The organism is Pseudomonas sp. UFMG81 (assembly GCF_015354575.1).
Taxonomy (GTDB): Bacteria; Pseudomonadota; Gammaproteobacteria; order Pseudomonadales; family Pseudomonadaceae; genus Aquipseudomonas.
This window is the reverse complement of the sequence record NZ_JACAFQ010000009.1, coordinates 63,745-87,678: the sequence shown is the minus strand read 5'-3', so window position 1 is coordinate 87,678 and position 23,934 is coordinate 63,745. Positions and strand designations below refer to the sequence as shown.

Sequence of the window (23,934 nt, the reverse complement as noted above, 5' to 3'; positions counted from 1 at the left end):
ATACAACAATGACCTACCCTGTCCTCGCCGATCTGGCAGCATCGATCACCGACCTGAAGAAAGATCCAATGGGCACCATTCGCGAAGCCCACGGTGAGACCGTGGTGATCCTCAATCGCAACGAACCTGCTTTCTATGCAGTGCCGCCTGAGCGCTACGAAGCAATGATGGACCTGATTGACGATCTGCAATTGGCGGAATTGGTACGCCAGCGTATGGGTGGTCCCACCATCAGAGTGGATATCGATGAACTCATTGCCGAGGCCGAAAGGGACACCAAGCTACAACCTTGAATTCGACGCACGAGCGCAAAGAGAGTATCGCAAGCTCGAGCCGCAATTGCGGCTTCAGTTCGCCAAGAAGCTCAAAGAGCGGTTGATGCACCCCAGGGTGGAGAAGGACAAGCTCACCGCCATGGCGGATTGCTTCAAGATCAAATTGAAATCCGCTGGGTACCGCCTCGTATATCGGGTTATGGACGAACGCGTGGTTGTACTGGTCATCGCTATCGGCAAGCGGGAGAACGGCGACGTCTACGCGACTGCACAATCACGATTGCAGTGAACTGACAATTTTTCATCGCCTGCACCGGCCTCTTCGCGGGCAAGCCCGCTCCCACACCGACCGCATCGACGTCCAGCTCAGCGCTAACCCTGTAGGAGCGGCCTTGTGTCGCGAACAGACCGCAAAGCGGCCTCGGCGATCTTGAGGTGTATTCGAGATCCTGGGGGCGCTGCGCACCCCTTTCCGACCGGTCCGGCGCCCCGGCAAGGCCGCTCCTACAGGAGAAATGCATGCCTTGAGGTGGAAGCCGGCATGCCAGCGATGAGGCCACTAGAAACGACACAAGACAATTGCTCGGATTGGCTGGGAGCGTCCCCAGCGGCCAGCAGGTGTGAAACTCACTGCACCTGTTGCGGCGTCTCCTCACCCATGCAGCGCACCGCGCGCTTGCGGTTGTCCACCAGCACCCCGGTCAACCCCTTCTGCTGCATGTCGAACAGCACCAGCACGCCATCGATGCACTGCGCCGTCTGCGGCGCCGGGTCCAGCGACACCTTGTAGTCCTCGCCCGGGATGGTCTTGAGCATGGTGAAGTCCTGCAGCAACAGGGCGTCCTCAGGCTTGGCGAAATGCAGGTAGCCGTAGTACCAGAGGGCTCCCACCGTCACGATGATGCTGCCGACACCGGTCAGGATCAGCGGGATGGCGTTGCGTTCTTCACTCATTGCTTGTTCTTCTCGTCAGGGTAGTTGGGCACTTCGGCCAGGCGGCGCAGGCCATTGAAGTGCGTAGGGTCGTCCAGGAAGCGCAGCATCACCTGGCGCCAGGTCGGGTCGGCAAACGTCTGCACATGGCCGCCGCGGGTCAGTTGCAGCACCCGCGGCGGTGGCGCGTGCTGGTACAGGCGGATGCCATTGTCCATCGGCACCAGGTTGTCATCGATGCTGTGGAAGAACAGCTTCGGCGGGCTGGCCAGCTGTTCGATGGAACGGATCGCGCTGTCGCCGTCGGGCACCAGCCACGACAGCGGCACCTGCAGCGGCCAGGTCAGCCACGAAGTACTCAGTGCATAGCGGCCCACCGCCCGGTAACTGGCCGGCACGCCATCGAACACCAGCGCGCTGAAACGCTGACGCTGCTGCGGGTGCGCCGCCAGGTAGTGGATGGCCATCGCGCCGCCGAGGCTCTGGCCCAGCAGCACCAGCGGCTTGCCCTGCACTTCGGGGGCGTGCTCCAGCCAGGCCATGGCCGCCGCGATATCTTGGTAGACGTCGGGCAGGGTCGGCTTGCCCTGGGACAGGCCGTAGCCCCGGTAATCGATCATCAGCACCTGGTAACCCTGCTCTGGCAACCAGTAGCTGCCCCCCAGATGGCCCGGCAGGTTGCCGCCGTTGCCATGCAGGTGCAGCACCGTGCCCTTGACCTCGACCCCGGCCTTGGCCGGCAGCCACCAGCCGTGCAGGCGAACGCCGTCGGCGGTGGTGAGGGTGAGATCACGGTAGTCGAGTTTCGCCCGCTCGGGGGTGAAGGGCTGGCCGGGTTCGGGGTAGAACAACAAGCTGCTGCAACCGCTCAACAGCAGCAGCCCGAGGCCGAAGGCGAGGTGACGGCAAGCGTCAGAGAATGTTCGCGTAGTCGGCTTCAATGCGGTCCAGGCTCAGGTGGTTGAGGAAGTTGGAGAAGCACATCCACGCCGACAGCGCGTTGAGGTCGCGGAACTGCTCGGGCAGGTACTTGGGCGGCTCCACCAGCCCCTCTTCGACCAGCTGGCGCAGCGTGCGCATGTCTTCGAGCGTTGTCTTGCCGCAGAACAGCAAGGGGATCTGCTCCAGCTTGCCCTTCTTCACGGCCAACTGAATGTAGTTGTAAACCATGATGAAACCCTTGAGGTAGGACAAGTCCTTGGTAAATGGCAGCCCGTTCGGTACCGAACCCCGGAACACCCGGCTGGCATTGCTGTAGCTCTGCGCCATCTCGAAGCCCTGGCCGCGGAAGAATTCGTAGACCTGCATGAAGTCCGCGCCCTCCTCGACCATGTGGATGGCCCGGGTGCGGTTGGTGAGCTTGCGCAGGCGGCTGGGGTAGGAGGCGAAGGCGATCACCTCCATCAGAATGGCCAGGCCTTCCTGGGTCACCGTGGACGAGGGTGGGCCCTTGGCCAGGAAGGTGCAGATCGGCTGGTTCAGCCCATTGAGGGTGGTGCCGACATGCACCAGCCCTTCATGCACTTCCAGGGCGCGTACGTCGCGGGCGTTGAACATCGCGTCGGCGCGCACCTTGATGTAGTCGGCACCGGCCGCGGCGTCGGCGACGATGCCGTCGGACTCGAACACACGGATGGTCTCCTCGGCCTCGCCGAACACCTTGTTCAGGCGGCGCTGGAGGATCGCCACGGCTTCCTTGGCGGTGAGGTTCTTCGGCTCGTCCTTCAGGTCGCCACGGCCATCGATGTTGTTCAGGTAGTCCGACAGCATCAACCCCAGGTCGGCGAGGGTCGGGTCACCGGCGTGGAAGGCGTCGGAAGCAGCGCCATACAGCTCTTGGGAAATCAGCCCGAAGTCCTCGGTGCCACGTGCTTCGAGCATGCGCACCACCATGCGGTACTCCTTGCACATGCGCCGCATGATCTGCCCGACCGGGTTGAACTGGCCAAGCTGGCGGGTGATGTCGCGCTCGATGCTCTGGAACTCGGCCTTGACCGCGTTGGAGTCGAACGACAAGGGGCGGCTTTGGTAGTAAGCCCGGTCCACCGCCGGTGGCTCCTTGCCCTTGGCCTTGAGGAAGCCTTGGCGGATGTTGTCGTCCCACTTCACCGCGTCGAGTACGCGGATGGGAGTTTGCGCGGCGACGATGCGGTCGGACAACGTACGTATGGTTTGCTGGTACTCGTCCACCGAGGGACTCCTTTCTAGTACAAGACACCTGAACCGGCCCCTTCGCGGCTAAAGCCGCTCCCACAGGGATTTCACAGCCCTCAGGCCTGACGCTGCACCTGCGGGAGCGGCGTTAGCCGCGAAAAGGCCGATACGGTCATTTGCCGGAACGCTGGAAGCGCGCCACCTCTACGAACAGGTCGGAATTGGCCGGGTCATCCAGGTACGCCAATACGCGCGCCGCTGGGCTGTCGATCAGCACGCCCTCGCCGTCTTCCTCCGGTACTTCGATGCTGCGCCCGTTCAGTTCCTTCTTCTCCACGGCCTGCTGCACCTGCTCGACATCGAGGTTGTACACCACCAGCTCCTTGCCATCGACGATATCGAAGCCGCCAATCAGGAAGTTGCCCCCCAGCCGTTTGGGCACACCGGCCGACAGGTACCAGCGGTTGCCATGGCGCGACACGGTGAACACGTATTCCTCGGGCGCCTTGCCCTTGGCGGTGGCCACCGCCTTGTAGGCATCGCCGCCACTGCGGCTGATCGTGAGCTTCAGCGGCTCGCCCCAGGCGTCCTTGCTGCTCCATTTGCCGAGCAGGGCCTTGGGCGCCGCCTGGTTGCTGGGTAGCGGCTCATGGAAGGTCACCAGACACCCGCCGAGCAAGAGGAATGACCAGGTCAACAACACCACACGCCAGGCTTTCATCAGGTTCTCCTTGAAAATTCGTTCGCCGCTCAGGCCGATGCCAGCACCATTTGCAGGTATCGGACAAGAATAGCGAGCATCTGCTCATCGGCCTGCGCATTCGCATCCTCGAGCAGGCCCTGATATTCCATCTGCTCGATAATCGCCGTCAACATCCGGGCGTCCTGCTCGGGCTGGCGCGAACCGACCACCTGGAGCATCTGCCGGGCGCCATGCAGCAGGATCTGCTCATGGGCGCGCACCAGCTCGGCCAGGCGCGGGCACAGCAGCGCCTCCTGGCGGAAGGCCTGCTCGGCCATGAGGAAGTCGCGGCGGTTGTGCAACTGGCGAGTGACGTAGTCGGCGGTCATGCGCGCCACTTCATTCACCAGGCGTACCCGCGCCTCTGGGCTGCCGTCGCCCTGGGCCAGCAACTGGCGCAGCAGCACTTCGGTGTTGGCCCACAGTTTGGCCATGTAGGCGGCGCTGCGTTCGACGTACTGGGCGAAGGTGTCGGCCAGCAGGTCCTGGATATCCTTGAAGTAATACGTGGTAGCCGACAGCGGCACGCCGGCCTCGGCGGCCACGGCACGGTGGCGCACGCCGCGCACGCCATCGCGCACGACGATGCGCATGGCGGCGTCGAGGATCTGCTGGCGGCGCTGCTCGCTGCCCTGGCGGGCGGTCTTGCGGCCCTGGTATTGCACGCTCTCGGCAACGGCGGTGGCGATTCCGGCGGCGCCGGGGTGGGGCATGGCGGGTGTCACGGGGCGGTACCTCATGGTTCGAGTCATCTGCTGCCTGTACCGGCCTATCGCCGGCAAGCCGGCTCCCACAGGGCCCCCACAATGCTCAGGTGTGCAGTACCTGTGGGAGCTGGCTTGCCAGCGATAGGGCCGACACAGACAACATAAAGCTTCAGGCAAGAAAAAGCCGCCTCGAAAGGCGGCTTGTTCAGATCACTCAGGCCTGCGGACGCATGTGCGGGAACAGGATCACGTCGCGGATCGACGGCGAGTTGGTCAGCAGCATCACCAGGCGGTCGATGCCGATGCCCTCACCGGCGGTCGGCGGCATGCCGTACTCCAGGGCGCGCACGAAGTCGGCGTCGTAGTGCATGGCCTCGTCGTCACCGGCGTCTTTCTCGGCCACCTGGGCCAGGAAGCGCTCGGCCTGGTCTTCGGCGTCGTTGAGCTCGGAGTAGGCGTTGGCGATCTCGCGGCCACCAATGAACAGCTCGAAGCGGTCGGTCACGGCCGGGTTGTCGTCGTTGCGACGGGCCAGCGGCGAGACTTCGAACGGGTACTCGGTGATGAAGTGCGGCTGCTCCAGCTTGTGCTCGACCAGCTCTTCGAAAATCATCACCTGCAACTTACCCAGACCTTCATGGCCGAGCACCTTGGCACCGGCCTTCTTGGCGATCTCGCGGGCACGGTCGACGTCCTGCAGGTCGGCGGCGGTGAGCTCCGGGTTGTACTTGAGGATCGAGTCGAACACCGACAGGCGCACGAACGGCTCGCCGAAGTGGAACACCTTGTCGCCGTACGGCACGTCGGTGCTGCCCAGCACCAGCTGCGCCAGCTCGCGGAACAGCTCTTCGGTGAGGTCCATGTTGTCGTTGTAGTCGGCGTAGGCCTGGTAGAACTCGAGCATGGTGAATTCAGGGTTGTGCCGGGTCGAGACGCCTTCGTTACGGAAGTTGCGGTTGATCTCGAAGACCTTCTCGAAACCACCGACCACCAGGCGCTTCAGATAAAGCTCCGGGGCGATACGCAGGAACATGGCCATGTCCAGTGCGTTGTGGTGGGTTTCGAATGGCTTGGCCGCGGCGCCGCCAGGGATGGTCTGCAGCATCGGCGTTTCCACTTCGAGGAAGTCGCGCTCGATGAGGAACTTGCGGATGTGCGAGATCACCTGCGAACGCACACGGAAGGTGTGGCGGGTTTCCTCGTTGACCATCAGGTCGACGTAGCGCTGGCGGTAGCGCTGCTCGGTGTCGGTCAGGCCGTGGTGCTTGTCCGGCAGCGGGCGCAGCGACTTGGTCAGCAGGCGCACGTTGGTCATCTCGACGTACAGGTCGCCCTTGCCGGAACGGGCCAGGGTGCCTTCGGCGCTGATGATGTCGCCCAGGTCCCAGGTCTTGACCGCGGCCAGCGTCTCTTCCGACAGCGTCTTACGGTTGACGTAGACCTGGATGCGACCGGTCATGTCCTGGATGACCATGAACGAGCCACGGTTGAGCATGATGCGGCCCGCCACCTTGACCGGGATCGCGGCTGCTTCCAGCTCTTCCTTGGTCTTGTCCGCGTACTGTTTCTGCAGGTCGTTGCAGTAGCTGTCGCGACGGAAGTCGTTGGGGAAGGCATTGCCCTTGGCGCGCTCTGCGGCAAGCTTTTCCTTGCGCAGGGCGATCAGGGCGTTTTCTTCCTGTTGCAGGTCTTGCGATTCGGTCTGGAGGTCGCTCATGTCGTCATTCTTTCCATCAGGTGTTCGTTGCCCCTGTCGGGCAGGGCACGCGATACGGGCGAAGGCCCGGTATCGCGGCGGTGGTGTGCGGATTACAGCCCCTGCTTGAGGCTCGCTTCCAGGTACTCGTCGAGGTCGCCGTCGAGCACCTTCTGGCAGTCGCTGCGCTCGACGCCGGTACGCAGGTCCTTGATGCGCGAGTCATCCAGCACGTAGGAGCGGATCTGGTGGCCCCAGCCGATGTCCGACTTGCTGTCTTCCAGGGCCTGCGAGGCGGCGTTGCGCTTCTGCATTTCCAGCTCGTACAACTTGGCCCGCAGCATTTTCATGGCGGTGTCCTTGTTGGCGTGCTGGGAACGTTCGTTCTGGCAGGCCACCACGGTGTTGGTCGGCACGTGGGTGATACGCACCGCCGAGTCGGTGGTGTTGACGTGCTGGCCGCCCGCGCCGGAGGAGCGGTAGGTGTCGATGCGCAGGTCGGACGGATTGATCTCGATCTCGACCTTGTCGTCGATCTCGGGCGAGACGAACACCGCCGAGAACGAGGTGTGGCGACGGGCGCCGGAGTCGAACGGGCTCTTGCGCACCAGGCGGTGCACACCGATCTCGGTGCGCAGCCAGCCGAAGGCGTACTCGCCCTTGATGTGCACGGTGGCGCCCTTGATGCCGGCGACTTCGCCTTCGGACAGCTCGATGATGGTGGCGTCGAAGCCACGCTTGTCGGCCCAGCGCAGGTACATGCGCAACAGGATGTTGGCCCAGTCCTGGGCCTCGGTGCCGCCGGAGCCGGCCTGGATGTCCAGGTAGGCGTTGTTCGGGTCCATCTCGCCGCTGAACATGCGACGGAACTCGAGCAGGGCGAGGGATTCCTCCAGCCCTTGCAGCTCGGTCACGACATCGCTGACGGCAGCTTCGTCACCTTCCTCGACGGCCATGTCGAGCAGGTCCTTGCAGTCGCCCAGGCCGTTGGCCAGCTTGTCGAGCGTTTCGACGACCTGCGCCAGCATGGCGCGCTCGCGGCCCAGGGCCTGGGCGTACTCGGGCTTGTTCCAGACGGCGGCGTCTTCCAGCTCGCGGTTTACTTCGACCAGACGATCATGCTTGTGATCGTAGTCAAAGATACCCCCGAATAGACTGGGAACGCTCGGTGAGGTCCTTGATGGTGTTCAGGATCGGTTGGATTTCCATGGGCGGGCAGCTCTCGTGCGAATTCGGTGAAAAGCCCGCGAGTATACCCGAGTCTGTGGCATGGCGGCAGATCCGTCTGTAGGAGCGGCCTTGTGTCGCGATGGGCCGCGCAGCGGCCCTGGCGATAGCTGCTTTAACACTGAGATCCCGGGGCCGCCTTGCGGCCCATCGCGACACAAGGCCGCTCCTACAGGGGACTGCGCAAGCGTTCAAATAACGCGCTCAGGCAATCCCCACCTGGTTACGGCCGTTGTTCTTGGCCTGGTACAGCCCCTTGTCCGCCGCCGAAATCAACTGGCGGCAATGGCTGCCGACAGCCGGCGTCAGGGTCGCCAGGCCGATGCTCACGGTGAGGTAGGAACCCGCCTCGGGCACGGTGTGGGCGATGTTCAGCCCCATGATGGTCTGGCGCAGCTTCTCGGCCACCAGCCGCGCCCCACCCGGCGAGGTGTTGGGCAACACCAGGGCGAACTCCTCGCCACCATAGCGCGCCGGCAGGTCGCTGGGCCGCGAGCAACTGCCGCGGATGGCCTCGGCCACCTGGCGCAATGCCTCGTCTCCGGCCAGGTGGCCGAAGCTGTCGTTGAACGCCTTGAAATAGTCGACATCGATCATCAGCAGCGACAACTGCTGTTGCTCGCGGATCGCCCGGCGCCATTCCAGCTCCAGGTATTCGTCGAAGTGGCGACGGTTGGACAGCCCGGTCAGGCCGTCGGAGTTCATCAGCCGCTGCAGCATCAGGTTGGTGTCGAGCAACTGCTGCTGGCTCACCCGCAAGGCCCGATAAGCCTCGTCGCGCTGCAACAGCGTGAGGTACGAGCGCGAGTGGTAGCGTATGCGCGCCACCAGTTCGATGGTGTCGGGCAGCTTGACCAGGTAATCGTTGGCCCCGGCGGCGAAGGCCGCGCTCTTGACCAACGGGTCTTCCTTGGTCGACAGGACGATGATCGGGATGTCCTGGGTGGCCGGGTTGTTGCGGTACTCGCGCACCAGGGTCAGGCCGTCGAGGCCCGGCATGATCAGGTCCTGGAGGATCACCGTGGGCTTGATGCGCATGGCCTGGGCCACCGCCTGGTGCGGGTCGGCGCAGAAATGGAAGTCGATGTTTTCCTCGTGGGCCAGCCCACGCCGCACCGCTTCGCCGATCATCGCCTGATCGTCGACCAGCAGGACCATCGCCGCGCTTTCGTTGATGGTGGTGAAGCCTTCGATCGGTAGATCAGTCATCCGTAGTCACCCGTTCACTGCCGGCCAGGCGGCGCGACTCAATACATATCGTCATTTCGAAAAGAATTCCATCAGGCGCCCGGCAATGCGTTCCAGCGGGCGAATTTCCACCGCTGCGTCAATCGCCGCGGCGGCCTTTGGCATGCCGTACACCGCGCTGCTCTGCTGGTCCTGGGCAATGGTCAGGAAGCCCTGCTGACGCATCAGCTTGAGCCCTTGGGCACCGTCGCGGCCCATGCCGGTGAGCAGCACGCCCACCGCATCGCCGGTCCAGTGGCGGGCCACGCTGTCGAAGAACACATCGATCGAGGGCCGGTAGATTTCGTTGACCGGCTCCGCAGTGTAGGCCAGCTCGCCGTTCTTCAGCAGGCGGATATGGTGGTTGGTACCGGCCAGCAGCACCTGGCCCGGTTGTGGTGGTTCGCCCTCGCGGGCCAGGCGCACCGGCAGGCCGCTGGCGCTGCTGAGCCATTCAGCCATGCCGGCGGCGAACACTTGGTCGACGTGCTGGACCAGCACGATGGCCGCCGGGAATGCCCTGGGCAGCCCCTTGAGCAGCACCTCCAGCGCCGCCGGCCCGCCGGCCGACGAGCCGATGGCCACCAGGCCACGGCGCTGGGATGATTCACGCAGCGGCGCGGACACCACCCGCAGCGCGCTGGGCCGTTGCTGGCCGATCAGCCAGCCAATGTTGAGGATCTTGCGCAGCAACGGCGCCGCCGCCTCGCGGGCGTCCCCGGCGCCCAGCGCCGGGGTGTCGACCACATCCAGGGCGCCATGGCCCATGGCCTCGAACACGCGGTGCACGTTCTGCTTGCGGTCAACCGTGACGATGACGATGGCGCAGGGCGTTTCGGCCATGATCCGGCGGGTGGCCTCGACGCCATCCATCACCGGCATGATCAGGTCCATGAGGATCAGGTCCGGGGTCTGCTCGGCGCAGCGCTGCACCGCCTCGGCACCGTTGCCGGCGACCCACACCACCTCGTGCGCCGGCTCGAAGGCCAGCGCCCGGCGCAACGCCTCCACGGCCATGGGCATGTCGTTGACGATGGCGATCTTCATCCTTGTGCACCCCCAATCAGCTCCTCGACGGCATCCAGCAACGCATCGTCATGGAAGCTGGCCTTGGCCAGATAATAGTCGGCGCCGGCATCCAGTCCACGGCGCCGGTCTTCTTCACGGTCCTTGTACGACACCACCATCACCGGCAGCGATTGCAGGCGGTGGTCGCGGCGCACCAGGGTCACCAGTTCGATGCCGTCCATGCGCGGCATGTCGATGTCGGTGATCAGCAGGTCGAAATCATCGCTGCGCAAGGCGTTCCAACCGTCCATGCCATCCACCGCCACGGCCACCTCGTAGCCACGGTTGCCCAGCAGCTTGCGTTGCAGCTCGCGCACGGTGAGCGAGTCGTCGACCACCAGCACGCGCTTGCGCGCCAGCTCCCGGCCACCCTTGCCACCGCGTTCGATGCGCTCCAGGCGCCCCGTGCTGAGCAGCTTGTCCACCGAGCGCAGCAGGTCTTCGACATCGACGATCAGCACCACCGAGCCATCGTCGAGCAGGGCTCCGGCAGAGATGTCCTGGACCTTGCCCAGGCGCGGGTCGAGCGGCATCACCACCAGCACCCGCTCGCCGACCAGGCGCTCCACCGCCACGCCGTAGAGCTGGTCGCGCTCGCGAATCACCACTACCCGCAAGCCCTGCCCCTGGTCGGTCGCCGCCGGCCGGTTGAGCAGCTGGCTGGCCGCGACCAGGCCGATGTGCCGGCCCTCGTGCCAGAAGTGCTGGCGCCCCTCGATCTGCACGATGGCTTCGGCCGGCACGTCGAGGGTGCGTTCGATATGTGCCAAGGGGAAGGCGTAGGCCTCACCACCGACCTCGACCACCAGGCTGCGCACCACCGACAGGGTCAGCGGCACTTCCAGGTGGAAGCAACAGCCCTGCCCGGCCACTTGCGTCAGCTCGATCGAGCCGCGCAGCTCGCGCACCATGTGCTGCACCGCATCCAGCCCGACACCGCGCCCAGACACCTCGGTGACGGTGTCGCGCAGGCTGAAGCCAGGCAGGAAGAGGAAGGTCAGCAACTCGGCCTCGCTCATCTGCGCCACGGTCTCGGCCGGCGACAGCGCGCGCTCGACGATGCTCCGGCGCAAGCGTTCAAGGTCGATGCCCGCGCCATCGTCGTTGAGGTCGAGGATCAGCATGCCGGCCTGGTGCGAGGCACGCAGGCGCACGCTGCCTTCGGCGGGTTTGCCCGCCAGCAGGCGCTGCTCGGGCAGTTCGATACCATGGTCGACGGCGTTGCGCAGCAAGTGCGTCAACGGCGCTTCGAGTTTTTCCAGCACATCACGATCGACCTGGGTCTTTTCGCCTTCGACCACCAGCCGCACCGGCTTGTCCAGTGAGCGCCCCAGGTCGCGGACCATGCGGCTCTGCCCGGTCAGCACATCGGCGAACGGGCGCATGCGGCAAGCCAGGGCAGTGTCGTACAGCAGTTGGGCACGCTGGCTGGCCTGCCAGCCAAACTCGTCGAGGTCGGTGGCCTGCTGCAGCAGTATCCGCTGGGTCTCCGCCAGCAGTTGCTGGGTCTGGGCCAGGGCTTCGAGCACTTCCGGGCCCTGGCCGCTGTCCTCCAACTGCGCCTTCAGCCCGTCCAGCGCGCGCATGCCCTGGCCATGCATGCGCTTGAGGCGCTGCAAGGTGGCCAGGTAAGGCTTCAAGCGCTGGGTCTCGACCATCGACTTGCTCGACAGGTCGAGCAGGCTGTTCAGGCGGTCGGCGGTGACCCGCAGCACCCGCTCGGCGCCGCGTTTGCCAGCCTTGGGCACGGCGAGCGGCTCGGCCTCCTGCTCGGCGACAGCTTCGGGCTCGGGCTCAGGTTTGTTCTGCTGCGCCAGCTGCGCGGGCACCGCGGGGGGCGCCACGAAGGGCGCGGCGAGCGGCGCCTGCTCCAACAACCCGGCCATCTGTACCACGAACGCCGGCACCAGGCTTTCGCCGGCCTGATCGCCGGGCGTGGCGATGCGCATCAACAAATCAGTGCCCTGCAACAGCGCGTCGATATGCTCAGGGCGGAGCAGCAGGCGGCCTTCCTGGGCGGCCACCAGGCAATCTTCCATCACGTGGGCGACGCTGACGCCCGCGTCGATACCAACGATTCGCGCCGCGCCCTTGAGCGAATGGGCCGCGCGCATGCAGGCTTCGAGCTGGTCGGGCTGGGCGGGGTTGCGCTCCAGGGCCATGAGCCCTGCGCTGAGCACCTGGGTCTGGGCCTCGGCTTCCAGGCTGAACAGTTCGAGCAACGAAGCGTCGCGCATTTGCTCCGGGGTCATGACAGGCTCCGCTTCACAGCTTGCAGAAGGTGTTGCTCATCCAGCACCCGCACACTGCGGTCGCGCCATTGCAGCACCGCCGCGGTGAAGTGCGCGGCGTCGCGGCCGTCTTGCATCTGCGCAGGGTCCAGGCGATGGATGCCGTCGATCTCGTCCACCGGCACCACCACCGGCCCGCCCTCGGCGGCCAGGATCAGCATGCGCGGCATGACCCGCCCGCCGCGCTCGCTGGTGCTTTCCCCCGGCACGTTGAGCAGTTCGGCCAGCGACAGGCACGGCACCAGCGCGCCGCGCACGTTGGCCACGCCCAGCAGCACGCGCGAGCGCTGATGGGGCAATGAATGCACTGCTTGCAAGGGGGCGATCTCGGCCAGGCAGGCGGTGGCCAGGGCCAGCCACTCCTCGCCCAGACGGAACAGCAGCAGGGAGCGGCCGACCGCGCCCTCCTCCACCGCCGCCAGCGCCAGCGGCTCGTCGAGCACCTGCGCGTAGCGGTCCAGCAGGGTGGTGGCGGCAGCGGCATAGACTTCGCAGTTGCGGCAATGGATATGCCGCTCCAGCACCGGGCACTGCTTGTTGCCGTGGACCCCGATGCGGTTCCAGCAATCGTCGATGACCTGGTCATCGTGGGCGATCAGTTGCATGTCGTATCCCATGCTCATCGTTCAGGCTCCCGGCCAACCCGTGCCGCGCGCGCCTGCAAGCGCTGGGCGCCGGCCTGATCGCCTTGCGAGGCCAGCAGCGCAGCCAGGTGCGCCAGGGCCTCCTCGTGCTGCGGTTGCAGGTACAGCGCCTTGCGGTAATGGGTGATGGCCTGCGCGGCATCGCCCTCGGTGTCGCTGAGCAACCCCAGCCAGTAATAGACCTGCGCCTTGGGCGCGAACTGGCGCAGGTAGCGCTCGCACACGGCCCGTGCCTGCGCACTTTCGCCGGCGTTGGCATGCTGGGCGATGCTGGCCAGCAGTTGTGGTTCGCTCTCGCGCGGCGCTGCCGGCGGCGGGGGCGATACCGCTGGCCGAGTGATGCGCGCGGGCAATGGCACGACCTTTGGCGGCGGTACCAGCGGGCGCATGGCCTGCAACGGTTTTTCCGCGGGCACCGGCGCAACGGCGTCCTGCCGTACATAGGCGAACGACTGGGCGATCCCCAGCGGGCGCATGCCCAGGCGCGCCAACAGGCTGCCCTCGGCCGGCCCGATGAACAGTACGCCCTGGGCATGGGTGAGGCGCTTGAGTACCTCGAACACCCGCTGCTGGGTCGGCACGTCGAAATAGATCAGCAGGTTGCGGCAGAACACGAAGTCGTAAAACCCCTCGCGCTCGCCGAGTGCCGGGTCCAGCACATTCCCCACCTGCAGGCTGACCTGCTGGCGCACGCGCGGGTCGAGGCGATGGCCTTCGCCCTCCACGCTGAAATGCCGCTCGCGGAATGCCAGGTCGCTGCCACGGAACGAGTTGCGCCCATACAGCGCCTGCTCGCCCTTGGCCACGGAGCTGGGGCTGATGTCGATGCCATCGATACGGAAGCTGTCCACCGCGAGCCCGCCATCGAGCAAGGCCATGGCGATCGAGTAAGGCTCTTCGCCGGTCGAGCATGGCAGGCTGAGGACCCGCAGCGGCCGGGCACCGGCCAGCTCGGCGACACGCTTGTGCGCCAGGGTCAGCAATGCCGTGAAGGATTCGGGGTAGCGGAAGAACCAGGTCTCGGGGACGATCACCGCCTCGATCAACGCCTGCTGCTCGGTCACCGACTGCTGCAAGCGCAACCAGTAGTCGTCCAGGTCGGCCGCCTGCACGGCGACACAGCGCTGGCGCAGGGCACGCTCGATCATTGGCGCACCGACCGACTCCACGTCCAGGCCGATGCGCGCCTGCAGGAAGCGGAAGAAGCGTTCCCCGGTCATGCCGGCACCTGCCCGGGCTCGGCCGGATACAACAGCTCACGCACCGCGCTCGGCAGCAGGTCGTCCACCCGGATGCGCTGCAACATCCCCTGCGCGTCCTGGCGCACCGGGCCAAGATAAGGCGCTTCGGCGTTATCCAGGCCATAAGGCTGGAACTCTTCGGGCCGGCAACGCAGGGTATCGGTGGCCTGTTCCAGCAGCAGCCCAAGCTGCAACTGCGGGCGCAGCGGGTCACCCCGGTAGTGCACCAGCACCAGGCGGGTGCTGCCGCGCGAGGCTGCGGCCACGCCGAAACTCAGCGCCGACACATCGATCACCGGCACCAGCGTGCCGCGATGGGCCAGCACCCCGGCGACCCAGGCCGGGGCCTGGGCAATGGGCTTGAGCGGACGGCGCGGCAGCACTTCGATCACTTCGCGCACATCCAGGGCGAAACGCTGCGCAGCGATGCGAAATTGCAGGTACAGCGTGCCCTTGGCGCCGGGCGCGCGGTCCTCTTGGGGGGCCAGGTCGGTCATCGGCGTCAGACTTTGAAACGCGACACACCGCCACGCAGCCCGGCGGCCACCTGGCTCAGTTCGTCGATGGCGAAGCTGGCCTGGCGCAGCGACTCGACGGTCTGGGTGCTGGCATCGCTGAGCTGGGCCAGCGCCTGGTTGATCTGCTCGGCGCCGGTGGCCTGGGCCTGCATGCCCTCGTTGACCATCAGCACGCGCGGCGCCAAGGCCTGCACCTGCTGGATGATCTGGGTCAGTTGCTCGCCCACCTGCTGCACCTCGAACATGCCGCGGCGCACCTCCTCGGAGAACTTGTCCATGCCCATCACCCCAGCCGACACCGCCGACTGGATCTCGCGCACCATCTGCTCGATGTCGTAGGTGGCGACCGCGGTCTGGTCGGCCAGGCGGCGCACCTCGGTGGCCACCACGGCGAAGCCGCGGCCGTACTCGCCGGCCTTTTCCGCCTCGATGGCGGCGTTGAGCGACAGCAGGTTGGTCTGGTCGGCGACCTTGACGATGGTCACCACCACTTGGTTGATGTTGCTGGCCTTCTCGTTGAGGATCGCCAGCTTGGCGTTGACCAGGTCGGCGGCGCCCATCACCTGGTGCATGGTCTCTTCCATGCGCGCCAGGCCTTGTTGGCCGGAGCCCGCCAGGCTCGAGGCCTGGTCGGCGGACGAGGTGACCTCGGTCATGGTGCGCACCAGATCACGCGAGGTGGCGGCGATTTCCCGCGACGTGGCGCCGATCTCGGTGGTGGTAGCGGCGGTCTCGGTGGCCGTGGCCTGCTGCTGCTTGGAAGTGGCGGCGATCTCGGTGACCGACGTGGTCACCTGCACCGAGGAGCGTTGGGCCTGCGACACCAGCCCGGCCAGCGATTCGGCCATTTCATTGAAGCCACCTTCGATGGCACCGAACTCGTCCTTGCGGTCCAGGCTCAGGCGCATGCTCAGGTCGCCCGAGCGCAGGCCGTCGAGCGCCTGCACGATACGCTGCATGGGCGCGGTGATCGCGCGCATCAGCAACAAGCCGCAGACCCCGGCGGCGACGATGGCCAGCAGCAGCGAAACGATCATGCTGCCCTTGGCGGTGGCCACGGCGCTGACGATCTCGTTGGTGGCGGCATCGGCCGACTCGCGGTTGCGCTCGATCACCCCGTTCAAGTGCTTGCGCCCGTCCACCCAGGCCGGGGTGAGCACGTCGGCGATCAGCCGCTGGGCTTCGACGTAGTTCTTCTGCCGATAGGTTTCCAGCACCTGGTCGACGATCTTCACATAGCCCTCTTCGAGCTTGGTGAACTCGTCGAAGGCGAGCTGATCGTCCTTGTCGCGGATGGTCCCCTGGTAGCTGGCCATGTGTTGCTTGAGGCGCTCGTCGAAGCTCTTGAACAGCTCCATGTCGGCCGTGGTGATTTCACGGTGGTTCGACAGCCCCACCAGCTGCTGGCTGGTGACGTAGCTGTCGACCCAGGCGCTGCGGATCATCGAGCTGTAGTAGACGCCGGGAATGCTGTCGGACCCCACCGCTTCTTCGCTGGACTCGATCGCCACCAGCCGCGAATAAGCGGCCACGATCATCAGCAGCATGATGGCGATGATCACGGCGAAACTTGCCAGGATCCGTTGGCGCAAGGTCCAGTTCTTCACATTCAGCCCTCAGGAATTCAATACGAGCGGGAAAAATCGCCGAAGTATAGCCCAGGCTTCCTGCGTATTTGCGGCTGAATGCAGCGCTATTCAGGCGTTCCTGCCGGCTTGAATGGCCAATGGCCGGTTCATTGCCCGGCCGCGAGCCTGACCTGGCTCTCCAGTTCCTGGCGCAGCGCCGGGTCCAGGCGCAGCTGTTTGGCCAGTTCGTCGAGGTAGGCACGCTCCATGAAGTTCTCCTGGTCGACCATCATCACGCTGGCCAGGTACATCTCGGCGGCCATCTCCGGGGTTTGCGCAGCGCGGGCCACTTCGGCCGGGTCCAGCGGCTTGTTCAGCTCGGCGTGCAGCCAGTGCTGCAGTTCGCGGTCGCTGTCCAGGCGGGTGAACTCGCCCTCGATCAGCGCGCGTTCGCGCTCGTCGATATGGCCGTCGGACTTGGCCGCCGCCACCAATGCCCGCAACACCGCCTGGCTGTGCTGCTCGGCCTGGGCCGGGGGCAGACGATCGAGGGTCTGCGGTTGCACGTTGCCTTCGCCCTGGCGTGCCTGCCAGTTGCCATAGGCCTTGTAGGCCAGTACCCCAAGGGCGGCCAGGCCACCGTAGGTGAGCGCCTTGCCGCCGTACTTGCGGGCTTTCTTGTTGCCCAGCAACAGGCCCATGGCACCGGCCGCCAGGGCGCCGCCACCGGCACCGGTCAGCAGGCTGCTCAGGCTGGAGCTGGCACCGGGCTTGCTCCCGGTGCTCTTGCCGGCTTGATTGCCGAGCAGTTCCTGGCCGGACTTGAGCAATTGATCGAGCAGGCCTCGAGTATTCATCTGGCACACCTTCGCATGTACGAAAAAGAGGCCACTAGAGTAGGACCACGGCCCGACTTCGCCACCTGGACAAGTGCTTCCAGATGTTGCATCAGCAATCGATAAAAACGAACTAGACTGCCTTCCATCCATAAAACCAATAAGAAACACAGCCATGATGACCCTGCGCCAGATCCGGCACTTCATCGCCGTCGCCGAGACCGGCTCCATCTCCGCCGCCGCCCAGGCGGTGTTCATTTCCCAGTCCACCCTCACCCTGGCCATCCAGCAGCTGGAGCAGGACATCGGCGTGCAGCTGTTCAGTCGCCACGCCAAGGGCATGACCCTGACCCACCAGGGCCACCAGTTCCTGCGCCAGGCGCACCTGATCCTGGCCACCGTCGACAACGCCAAGCGCAGCCTGCAACAGAGCACCGACCAGGTGTCCGGGCAGTTGACCATCGGCGTCACCAGCCTGGTGGCCGGCTATTACCTGGCCGACCTGCTGACCCGTTTCCAGCGCGCCTACCCCAATGTGCAACTGCGCGTGGTCGAAGACGAACGCCCATACATCGAGCACCTGCTGGTCAGCGGCGAGATCGACGTGGCGGTGCTGATCCTCTCCAACCTCGAAGACCGCATGGCCTTGCAGACCGAAGTGCTCACCCACTCGCCCCACCGCCTGTGGCTGCCGGCCCAGCACCCGCTGCTGGAGCAGGACAGCATCAGCCTGGCGGACGTGGCCGAGCAGCCGCTGATCCAGCTGAACGTCGACGAGATGGAGCACAACGCCCGGCGCATGTGGGCCAGCGCCGGCCTGCAGGCCCAGGTGAGCCTGCGCACCGCGTCCACCGAGGCGGTGCGCAGCCTGGTGGCGGCCGGGCTTGGGGTCTCGATCCAACCAGACATGACTTACCGCCCTTGGTCGCTGGAGGGCGACATCATCGAAGCGCGGCCCCTGGCCGACCTGCACCAGACCCTCGACGTCGGCCTGGCCTGGCGCCGCGGCACCGCGCGCCCGGCGCTGGTCGACCCGTTCCTGACCGTTGCCCGTGAACAGCCGAGCACTGGGCGCCGGCCATCGATTTAATCGAAGGCCACCTTCTGTATTTCGAATTTGTCGGCGGGGTAATGGCGCTCTAGGCTGGTTCAACGGCCCACACACAAGAACAGAGAGCCCGCAGCATGCCAGGCACGACCACCCCGCTGTGTACCGCCCTGCTCATCGATGGCGAACTGGTCGAGGGCAGCGGGCCTGCCGAACCGATCCTCAACCCGGCCACCGGTGAAACTCTGGCGCGCATCGCCGAGGCCGGCCATGAGCAGGTCGAAGCCGCCATCCTCGGCGCCCAGCGCGCCTTCGCCAGCTGGTCGCGGACCACCCCGCAGCAACGCGCCGGTGTGCTGCTGGAGATCGCCGACGCCCTGCAACGCCAACAAGAGCACCTGGCCCGCCTCGAAGCGCTGAACTGCGGCAAGCCCCTGCACCTGGCGCGCCAGGACGACCTGGCCGCCGCCATCGACGTGTTCCGCTTCTTCGCCGGCGCCGTGCGCTGCCAGACCGGCCAGCTGGCCGGCGAGTACCTGCCCGGCTACACCAGCATGGTGCGCCGCGACCCGCTGGGTGTGGTCGCCTCCATCGCACCGTGGAACTACCCGATCATGATGGCGGCGTGGAAGATCGCCCCTGCCCTGGCCGCGGGCAACACCCTGGTGTTCAAGCCGTCCGAACACACCCCGCTGTCGATCCTGGCATTGGCCCCGGCGCTCAATGCACTGTTGCCGCCTGGGGTGCTGAACATCGTCTGCGGCGGCGGCGAAAGTGTCGGCAGCCACCTGGTCGGCCATTCGGCGGTGCGCATGGTCTCGCTGACCGGCGATATCGTCACTGGCCAGAAGATCCTCCAGGCCGCTTCGCGCACGCTCAAGCGCACCCACCTGGAACTGGGCGGCAAGGCCCCGGTGATCGTCTGCGACGATGCCGACCTGCAAGCGGTGGTCGAAGGCATACGCGCCCACGGCTACTACAACGCCGGGCAAGACTGCACCGCCGCCTGCCGTATCTACGCCCAGGCCGGCATCCACGACCGCCTGGTGGCCGAGCTGGGCGCCGCCGTGTCGTCGCTGCGCTTTGCCGGCAAGCGCGACGCGGACAACGAGATCGGCCCGCTGATCACCCCGCGCCAGCGCGACCGGGTGGCCAGCTTCGTCGAGCGGGCGCTGGGCCAGCCGCACATCGAGCGGGTGACCGGCGCCGCCGTCCATTCGGGCCCGGGCTTCTACTACCAACCCACCCTGCTCGCCGGCTGCCGGCAGCACGACGAGATCGTCCAGCGCGAAGTGTTCGGCCCGGTGGTCACGGTGACCCGCTTCGACACCCTGAGCCAGGCGGTGGACTGGGCCAACGACTCCGAATACGGCCTGGCCTCGTCGGTGTGGACGCAGAACCTGGACAAGGCCATGCAGGTGGCCAACCGCCTGCAATACGGCTGCACCTGGATCAACAGCCATTTCATGTTGGTCAGCGAGATGCCCCATGGCGGCCTGAAACGCTCGGGCTACGGCAAGGACCTGTCCAGCGATTCGCTGCAGGACTACAGCGTGGTGCGCCACATCATGGCCCGCCACGGCGAACACCTGGAATAACCCCCAACAACAGGCCAATGGCCACACCGCTTTGCTTGACGACTGCCCCGACCACAATTTCGAACAAGAGGGAACATCATGTCAGTGCACACCACCGTTTTGCTCGGCGCCCTGCTGGCCGGCGCCGCCAGCGTGCAGGCCGCCGAACCGCTCAAGCAGGTCGGCGCCGGCGAAGGGCAGCTGGATATCATCGCCTGGCCCGGCTACATCGAGCGCGGTGAAAGCGACAAGGCCTACGACTGGGTGACCGGCTTCGAGAAAGACACCGGCTGCAAGGTCAACGTGAAGACCGCCGCCACCTCCGACGAGATGGTCAGCCTGATGACCAAGGGCGGCTACGACCTGGTGACCGCCTCGGGCGACGCCTCGCTGCGGCTGATCGTCGGCAAGCGCGTACAGCCGATCAACACGGCGCTGATTCCCAACTGGAAGAACCTCGACCCACGCCTGAAGGACGGTGCCTGGTACGTGGTCAAGGGCCAGGCCTATGGCACCCCGTACCAGTGGGGCCCCAACGTGCTGCTGTATAACACCAATGTGTTCAAGGAGCCGCCGACCAGCTGGGGCGTGGTGTTCGAACCGCAGAACCTGCCTGACGGCAAGCCCAACAAGGGCCGCGTGCAGGCCTATGACGGGCCGATCTACATTGCCGACGCGGCGCTCTACCTCAAGTCCGTGAAGCCCGAACTGGGCATCCAGAACCCCTACGAGCTGACCGAGGCGCAGTACAAGGCCGTGCTCGACCTGCTGCGCCAGCAGCAGCCGCTGATCCACCGCTACTGGCATGACGCCACGGTGCAGATGAGCGACGTGAAGAACGAGGGTGTGGTCGCCACCAGTTCGTGGGGCTACATGGTCAACGGCTTGCAGGCCGACAAACAACCGGTGGCTTCCGTGGTACCGAAGGAAGGCGCCACTGGCTGGGCCGACACCACCATGCTGCACGCCGAGGCCAAGCACCCCAACTGCGCCTACAAGTGGATGGACTGGTCGCTGCAACCGAAGGTGCAGGGGGACGTGGCGGCCTGGTTCGGCTCGTTGCCAGCGGTGCCGGCAGCGTGCACCGGCAGTGATCTGCTGGGGGCCGAGGGCTGCAAGACCAACGGCTTCGACAACTTCGACAAGATCGCCTTCTGGAAGACCCCGCAGGCCGAGGGCGGCAAGTTCGTGCCCTACAGCCGCTGGACCCAGGACTACATCGCAATCATGGGCGGGCGATAGCCAAGCCTGTTTGCGGATGTTCATTGCTTGAACCGGGGCTGCTGCGCAGCCCTTTCGCGACACAAGGCCGCTCCTACAGGGCCCTGTTCTGTAGGAGCGGCCTTGTGTCGCGAAAGGGGCGCAAAGCGCCCCCAGATGTCACCGCCGGAGCCACTCATGCCCCTAGCAGTCCAGTTCACCCAGGTTTCCCGCACCTTCGGCGAGGTCAAGGCCGTCGACCAGGTCAGCATCGACATCCAGGACGGTGAGTTCTTCTCCATGCTCGGCCCCTCAGGCTCGGGCAAGACCACCTGCCTGCGCCTGATCGCCGGTTTCGAGCAACCCAGCAGCGGTTCTATCCGCATTCATGGCAGCGAGGCCGCAGGCCTGCCGCCCTACCAGCGCGACGTCAACACGGTGTTCCAGGACTACGCGCTGTTCCCGCACATGAACGTGCGCGACAACGTCGCCTATGGCCTGAAGGTCAAGGGCGTGGCCAAGGCCGAGCGCCATGCCCGCGCCGACGAGGCGCTGGCCATGGTCGCCCTGGGCGGCTACGGCGCGCGCAAGCCGGCGCAGCTGTCCGGTGGCCAGCGCCAGCGCGTGGCACTGGCCCGGGCGCTGGTCAACCGGCCACGGGTGCTGCTGCTCGACGAGCCGCTCGGGGCGCTGGACCTCAAGCTGCGTGAGCAGATGCAAGGTGAACTGAAAAAGCTGCAGCGCCAGCTGGGTATCACCTTCATCTTCGTCACCCACGACCAGACCGAGGCGCTGTCGATGTCCGACCGGGTCGCAGTGTTCAACCGCGGGCGCATCGAGCAGGTCGACACGCCGCGCAACCTGTACATGAAACCGGCCACCACCTTCGTCGCCGAGTTCGTTGGCACCTCCAACGTGCTGCGCGGGGAGCTGGCGCAACAGCTCAGCGGTAGCCCGCAGCCCTTCTCGATCCGTCCCGAGCACATCCGCCTGGGCGACCAGGCCGCCAGTTACGAGGTACAGGTGGGCGGGGTGTTGCACGATATCCAGTACCAGGGCAGCGCCACACGCTTCGAACTCAGGCTCGATGGCGGCCAGCTGCTCGCGGTAAGCCAGGCCAACGACCAGTGGCAGGCGCAAGCCCATCCCTGGCAGACCGGCCAGCGGGTGCAGGCCAGCTGGCCACGCGAGGCGATGACCGCGCTGCAGGAAACCCAGCCATGAGCCTGGCCCTGCCTGCCGCGAACCCGCAGCCGGGCGCTTCGCCGCTGCGGCGCCTGAGCAACCTGCTGTACCGGCGCCCCAACCTGTACCTGCTGATGCTGCTGATACCGCCGCTGCTGTGGTTCGGCGCGATCTACCTGGGCTCGTTGCTGAACCTGCTGTGGCAAGGGTTCTACACCTTCGACGACTTCACCATGGCGGTGACGCCGGACCTGACCCTGGCCAACTTCGCCGCGCTGTTCAACCCGGCGAACTTCGACATCATCCTGCGCACCCTGGGCATGGCCGTGGCCGTTTCGCTGGCCAGCGCCGTGCTGGCCTTCCCCATCGCCTACTACATGGCGCGCCACACCAGCGGCCGCACCAAGGCGTTCTTCTACATCGCGGTGATGATGCCGATGTGGGCCAGCTACATCGTCAAGACCTACGCCTGGACCCTGCTGCTGGCCAAGGGCGGCGTGGCCCAGTGGTTCATCCAGCAGTTGCACCTGGAAGCGGCATTGCAGTTCGTATTGGGCATCCCTGGGGTCGGCGGCAGCACGCTCTCGACCTCGCACCTGGGGCGCTTCCTGGTGTTCGTGTACATCTGGCTACCGTTCATGATCCTGCCGATCCAGGCCTCGCTGGAGCGCCTGCCGCCGTCGTTGCTGCAAGCCTCGGCCGACCTCGGCGCGCGGCCCCGGCAGACCTTCGCCCAGGTAATCCTGCCGCTGTCGGTGCCGGGCATCGCCGCCGGCTCGATCTTCACCTTCTCACTCACCCTGGGCGACTTCATCGTGCCGCAGCTGGTCGGCCCGCCCGGCTACTTCATCGGCAGCATGGTCTACGCCCAGCAAGGGGCGATCGGCAACATGCCGATGGCGGCGGCCTTCACCCTGGTGCCCATCGTGCTGATCGCGGTGTACCTGTCCATCGTCAAACGCCTGGGGGCCTTCGATGCACTCTGACCATGCCTCGTGGGGCCTGCGCCTGGCGGCGTGGGGCGGGCTGGTGTTCCTGCACTTCCCGATCCTGATCATCCTGCTCTACGCCTTCAACACCGAGGACGCGGCGTTCAGCTTCCCGCCCCAGGGCTTCACCCTGAAGTGGTTCGCGGTGGCCTTCGCCCGCCCCGACGTGCTCGAGGCGATCAAGCTGTCGCTGCAGGTGGCCTGCCTGGCCACGCTGATCGCCCTGGTCCTCGGCACCCTGGCCTCGGCGGCGCTGTACCGGCGCAGCTTCTTCGGCAAGGAGGGCATCTCGCTGCTGCTGATCCTGCCCATCGCCCTGCCCGGCATCATCACCGGTATCGCCCTGCTCTCGGCGTTCAAGACCCTCGGCATCGAGCCCGGGCTGTTCACCATCGTCGTCGGCCATGCAACGTTCTGCGTGGTGATCGTCTACAACAACGTCATCGCCCGCCTGCGGCGCACCTCGCAGAGCCTGATCGAAGCGTCGATGGACCTCGGCGCCGATGGCTGGCAGACGTTCCGCTACATCATCCTGCCCAACCTCGGTTCGGCGTTGCTGGCTGGCGGCATGCTGGCCTTCGCCCTGTCGTTCGACGAAATCATCGTCACCACCTTCACCGCCGGCCACGAGCGCACCCTGCCGATCTGGCTGCTCAACCAGCTCAGCCGCCCGCGCGACGTGCCGGTGACCAACGTGGTCGCCATGCTGGTGATGCTGGTGACCATGCTGCCGATCCTCGGCGCCTACTACCTGACCCGTGGCGGCGAAAGCGTTGCGGGTAGCGGCAAATGACCCTGGAGGAGTCCC

At 65.8% G+C, this 23,934-nt stretch carries 23 protein-coding genes; 8 read left to right on the top strand and 15 right to left on the bottom strand.

Annotated elements, in window-relative coordinates:
* The first annotated feature begins 8 nt into the window (after positions 1-8).
* Together IX761_RS09515 and IX761_RS09510 are read left to right on the top strand one after the other, a co-directional pair.
* Entirely contained in the window at positions 9-293 is a 285-nt protein-coding gene (locus IX761_RS09515; protein WP_194789341.1) for a type II toxin-antitoxin system Phd/YefM family antitoxin, read from the top strand.
* Entirely contained in the window at positions 247-564 is a 318-nt protein-coding gene (locus tag IX761_RS09510; RefSeq protein ID WP_194789340.1) for a type II toxin-antitoxin system RelE family toxin, read from the top strand. The genes IX761_RS09515 and IX761_RS09510 overlap by 47 nt, the downstream gene beginning before the upstream one ends.
* 338 nt (positions 565-902) lie before the next feature.
* Here IX761_RS09510 and IX761_RS09505 read toward each other — a convergent pair whose 3' ends face one another.
* The 15 genes from IX761_RS09505 to IX761_RS09435 form a co-directional block, all read right to left on the bottom strand.
* Entirely contained in the window at positions 903-1,229 is a 327-nt protein-coding gene (locus tag IX761_RS09505) for a hypothetical protein (protein ID WP_194789339.1), read from the bottom strand.
* Positions 1,226-2,149, bottom strand: a complete 924-nt coding sequence (locus tag IX761_RS09500; protein ID WP_194789338.1) for an alpha/beta hydrolase — start codon at positions 2,147-2,149, stop codon at positions 1,226-1,228. Before IX761_RS09500 ends, IX761_RS09505 begins: the two co-directional genes overlap by 4 nt.
* On the bottom strand, positions 2,121-3,398 hold the full coding sequence (locus IX761_RS09495; RefSeq protein ID WP_194789337.1) for a flavohemoglobin expression-modulating QEGLA motif protein: 1,278 nt from the start codon (positions 3,396-3,398) through the stop codon (positions 2,121-2,123). Before IX761_RS09495 ends, IX761_RS09500 begins: the two co-directional genes overlap by 29 nt.
* A gap of 136 nt (positions 3,399-3,534) precedes the next feature.
* Positions 3,535-4,083 carry a hypothetical protein gene (locus IX761_RS09490; RefSeq protein WP_194789336.1) on the bottom strand — a complete coding sequence of 183 codons (549 nt, stop codon included), beginning with the start codon at positions 4,081-4,083 and terminating at the stop codon, positions 3,535-3,537.
* 29 nt (positions 4,084-4,112) lie between these two features.
* Positions 4,113-4,817 carry a TetR/AcrR family transcriptional regulator gene (locus IX761_RS09485; RefSeq protein ID WP_194789390.1) on the bottom strand — a complete coding sequence of 235 codons (705 nt, stop codon included), beginning with the start codon at positions 4,815-4,817 and terminating at the stop codon, positions 4,113-4,115.
* Positions 4,818-5,025: 208 nt separating this feature from the next.
* Positions 5,026-6,528, bottom strand: coding sequence for a lysine--tRNA ligase (lysS, locus tag IX761_RS09480; protein WP_194789335.1), 1,503 nt, complete (start codon positions 6,526-6,528; stop codon positions 5,026-5,028).
* A gap of 92 nt (positions 6,529-6,620) precedes the next feature.
* Positions 6,621-7,716, bottom strand: a protein-coding gene (prfB, locus tag IX761_RS09475) for a peptide chain release factor 2 (RefSeq protein WP_194789334.1) whose coding sequence is annotated in 2 segments (ribosomal slippage) — positions 6,621-7,643 and positions 7,645-7,716 — 1,095 coding nt in all. Because the reading frame shifts where the segments join, the coding sequence is not laid out codon by codon here.
* Between the two features lie 222 nt (positions 7,717-7,938).
* The gene (locus IX761_RS09470) at positions 7,939-8,943 is read right to left on the bottom strand and encodes a response regulator (protein ID WP_194789333.1); all 1,005 of its coding nucleotides are present in this window, start codon (positions 8,941-8,943) and stop codon (positions 7,939-7,941) included.
* Positions 8,944-8,994: 51 nt separating this feature from the next.
* Positions 8,995-10,008 (bottom strand): chemotaxis response regulator protein-glutamate methylesterase, encoded by a 1,014-nt coding sequence (locus IX761_RS09465; protein WP_194789332.1) that lies wholly within the window; start codon positions 10,006-10,008, stop codon positions 8,995-8,997.
* Positions 10,005-12,281, bottom strand: a complete 2,277-nt coding sequence (locus IX761_RS09460) for a hybrid sensor histidine kinase/response regulator (protein WP_194789331.1) — start codon at positions 12,279-12,281, stop codon at positions 10,005-10,007. The genes IX761_RS09465 and IX761_RS09460 overlap by 4 nt, the downstream gene beginning before the upstream one ends.
* Entirely contained in the window at positions 12,278-12,943 is a 666-nt protein-coding gene (locus tag IX761_RS09455) for a chemotaxis protein CheW (protein ID WP_228533401.1), read from the bottom strand. The genes IX761_RS09460 and IX761_RS09455 overlap by 4 nt, the downstream gene beginning before the upstream one ends.
* Positions 12,940-14,184, bottom strand: a complete 1,245-nt coding sequence (locus tag IX761_RS09450; protein WP_194789330.1) for a CheR family methyltransferase — start codon at positions 14,182-14,184, stop codon at positions 12,940-12,942. The genes IX761_RS09455 and IX761_RS09450 overlap by 4 nt, the downstream gene beginning before the upstream one ends.
* Positions 14,181-14,702, bottom strand: a complete 522-nt coding sequence (locus IX761_RS09445) for a chemotaxis protein CheW (RefSeq protein WP_194789329.1) — start codon at positions 14,700-14,702, stop codon at positions 14,181-14,183. The genes IX761_RS09450 and IX761_RS09445 overlap by 4 nt, the downstream gene beginning before the upstream one ends.
* Positions 14,703-14,707: 5 nt before the next feature.
* The gene (locus IX761_RS09440) at positions 14,708-16,330 is read right to left on the bottom strand and encodes a methyl-accepting chemotaxis protein (RefSeq protein ID WP_194789328.1); all 1,623 of its coding nucleotides are present in this window, start codon (positions 16,328-16,330) and stop codon (positions 14,708-14,710) included.
* Between the two features lie 128 nt (positions 16,331-16,458).
* Positions 16,459-17,148 carry a tellurite resistance TerB family protein gene (locus IX761_RS09435; RefSeq protein WP_194789327.1) on the bottom strand — a complete coding sequence of 230 codons (690 nt, stop codon included), beginning with the start codon at positions 17,146-17,148 and terminating at the stop codon, positions 16,459-16,461.
* 154 nt (positions 17,149-17,302) lie between these two features.
* On the opposite strand from IX761_RS09435, the gene IX761_RS09430 reads away from it, so the two are divergent.
* The 6 genes from IX761_RS09430 to IX761_RS09405 all read left to right on the top strand — a co-directional run bounded on the left by IX761_RS09430 (position 17,303) and on the right by IX761_RS09405 (position 23,919).
* Complete coding sequence (locus IX761_RS09430) at positions 17,303-18,217, top strand: LysR family transcriptional regulator (protein WP_194789326.1); 915 nt, start codon at positions 17,303-17,305, stop codon at positions 18,215-18,217.
* A 95-nt stretch (positions 18,218-18,312) separates the two neighbouring features.
* Positions 18,313-19,773: a gamma-aminobutyraldehyde dehydrogenase gene (locus IX761_RS09425; RefSeq protein ID WP_194789325.1), complete on the top strand. Its 1,461-nt coding sequence runs from the start codon at positions 18,313-18,315 to the stop codon at positions 19,771-19,773.
* Positions 19,774-19,851: 78 nt separating this feature from the next.
* Positions 19,852-20,994 carry a putative ABC transporter substrate-binding protein YdcS gene (ydcS, locus tag IX761_RS09420; protein ID WP_194789324.1) on the top strand — a complete coding sequence of 381 codons (1,143 nt, stop codon included), beginning with the start codon at positions 19,852-19,854 and terminating at the stop codon, positions 20,992-20,994.
* 156 nt (positions 20,995-21,150) lie between these two features.
* A complete protein-coding gene (locus IX761_RS09415) occupies positions 21,151-22,176 on the top strand; it encodes an ABC transporter ATP-binding protein (protein WP_194789323.1) in 1,026 nt (341 codons plus the stop codon).
* Positions 22,173-23,123 carry an ABC transporter permease gene (locus IX761_RS09410; RefSeq protein WP_194789322.1) on the top strand — a complete coding sequence of 317 codons (951 nt, stop codon included), beginning with the start codon at positions 22,173-22,175 and terminating at the stop codon, positions 23,121-23,123. The genes IX761_RS09415 and IX761_RS09410 overlap by 4 nt, the downstream gene beginning before the upstream one ends.
* The gene (locus IX761_RS09405; protein ID WP_194789321.1) at positions 23,113-23,919 is read left to right on the top strand and encodes an ABC transporter permease; all 807 of its coding nucleotides are present in this window, start codon (positions 23,113-23,115) and stop codon (positions 23,917-23,919) included. The genes IX761_RS09410 and IX761_RS09405 overlap by 11 nt, the downstream gene beginning before the upstream one ends.
* The last annotated feature ends 15 nt before the right edge of the window (positions 23,920-23,934 follow it).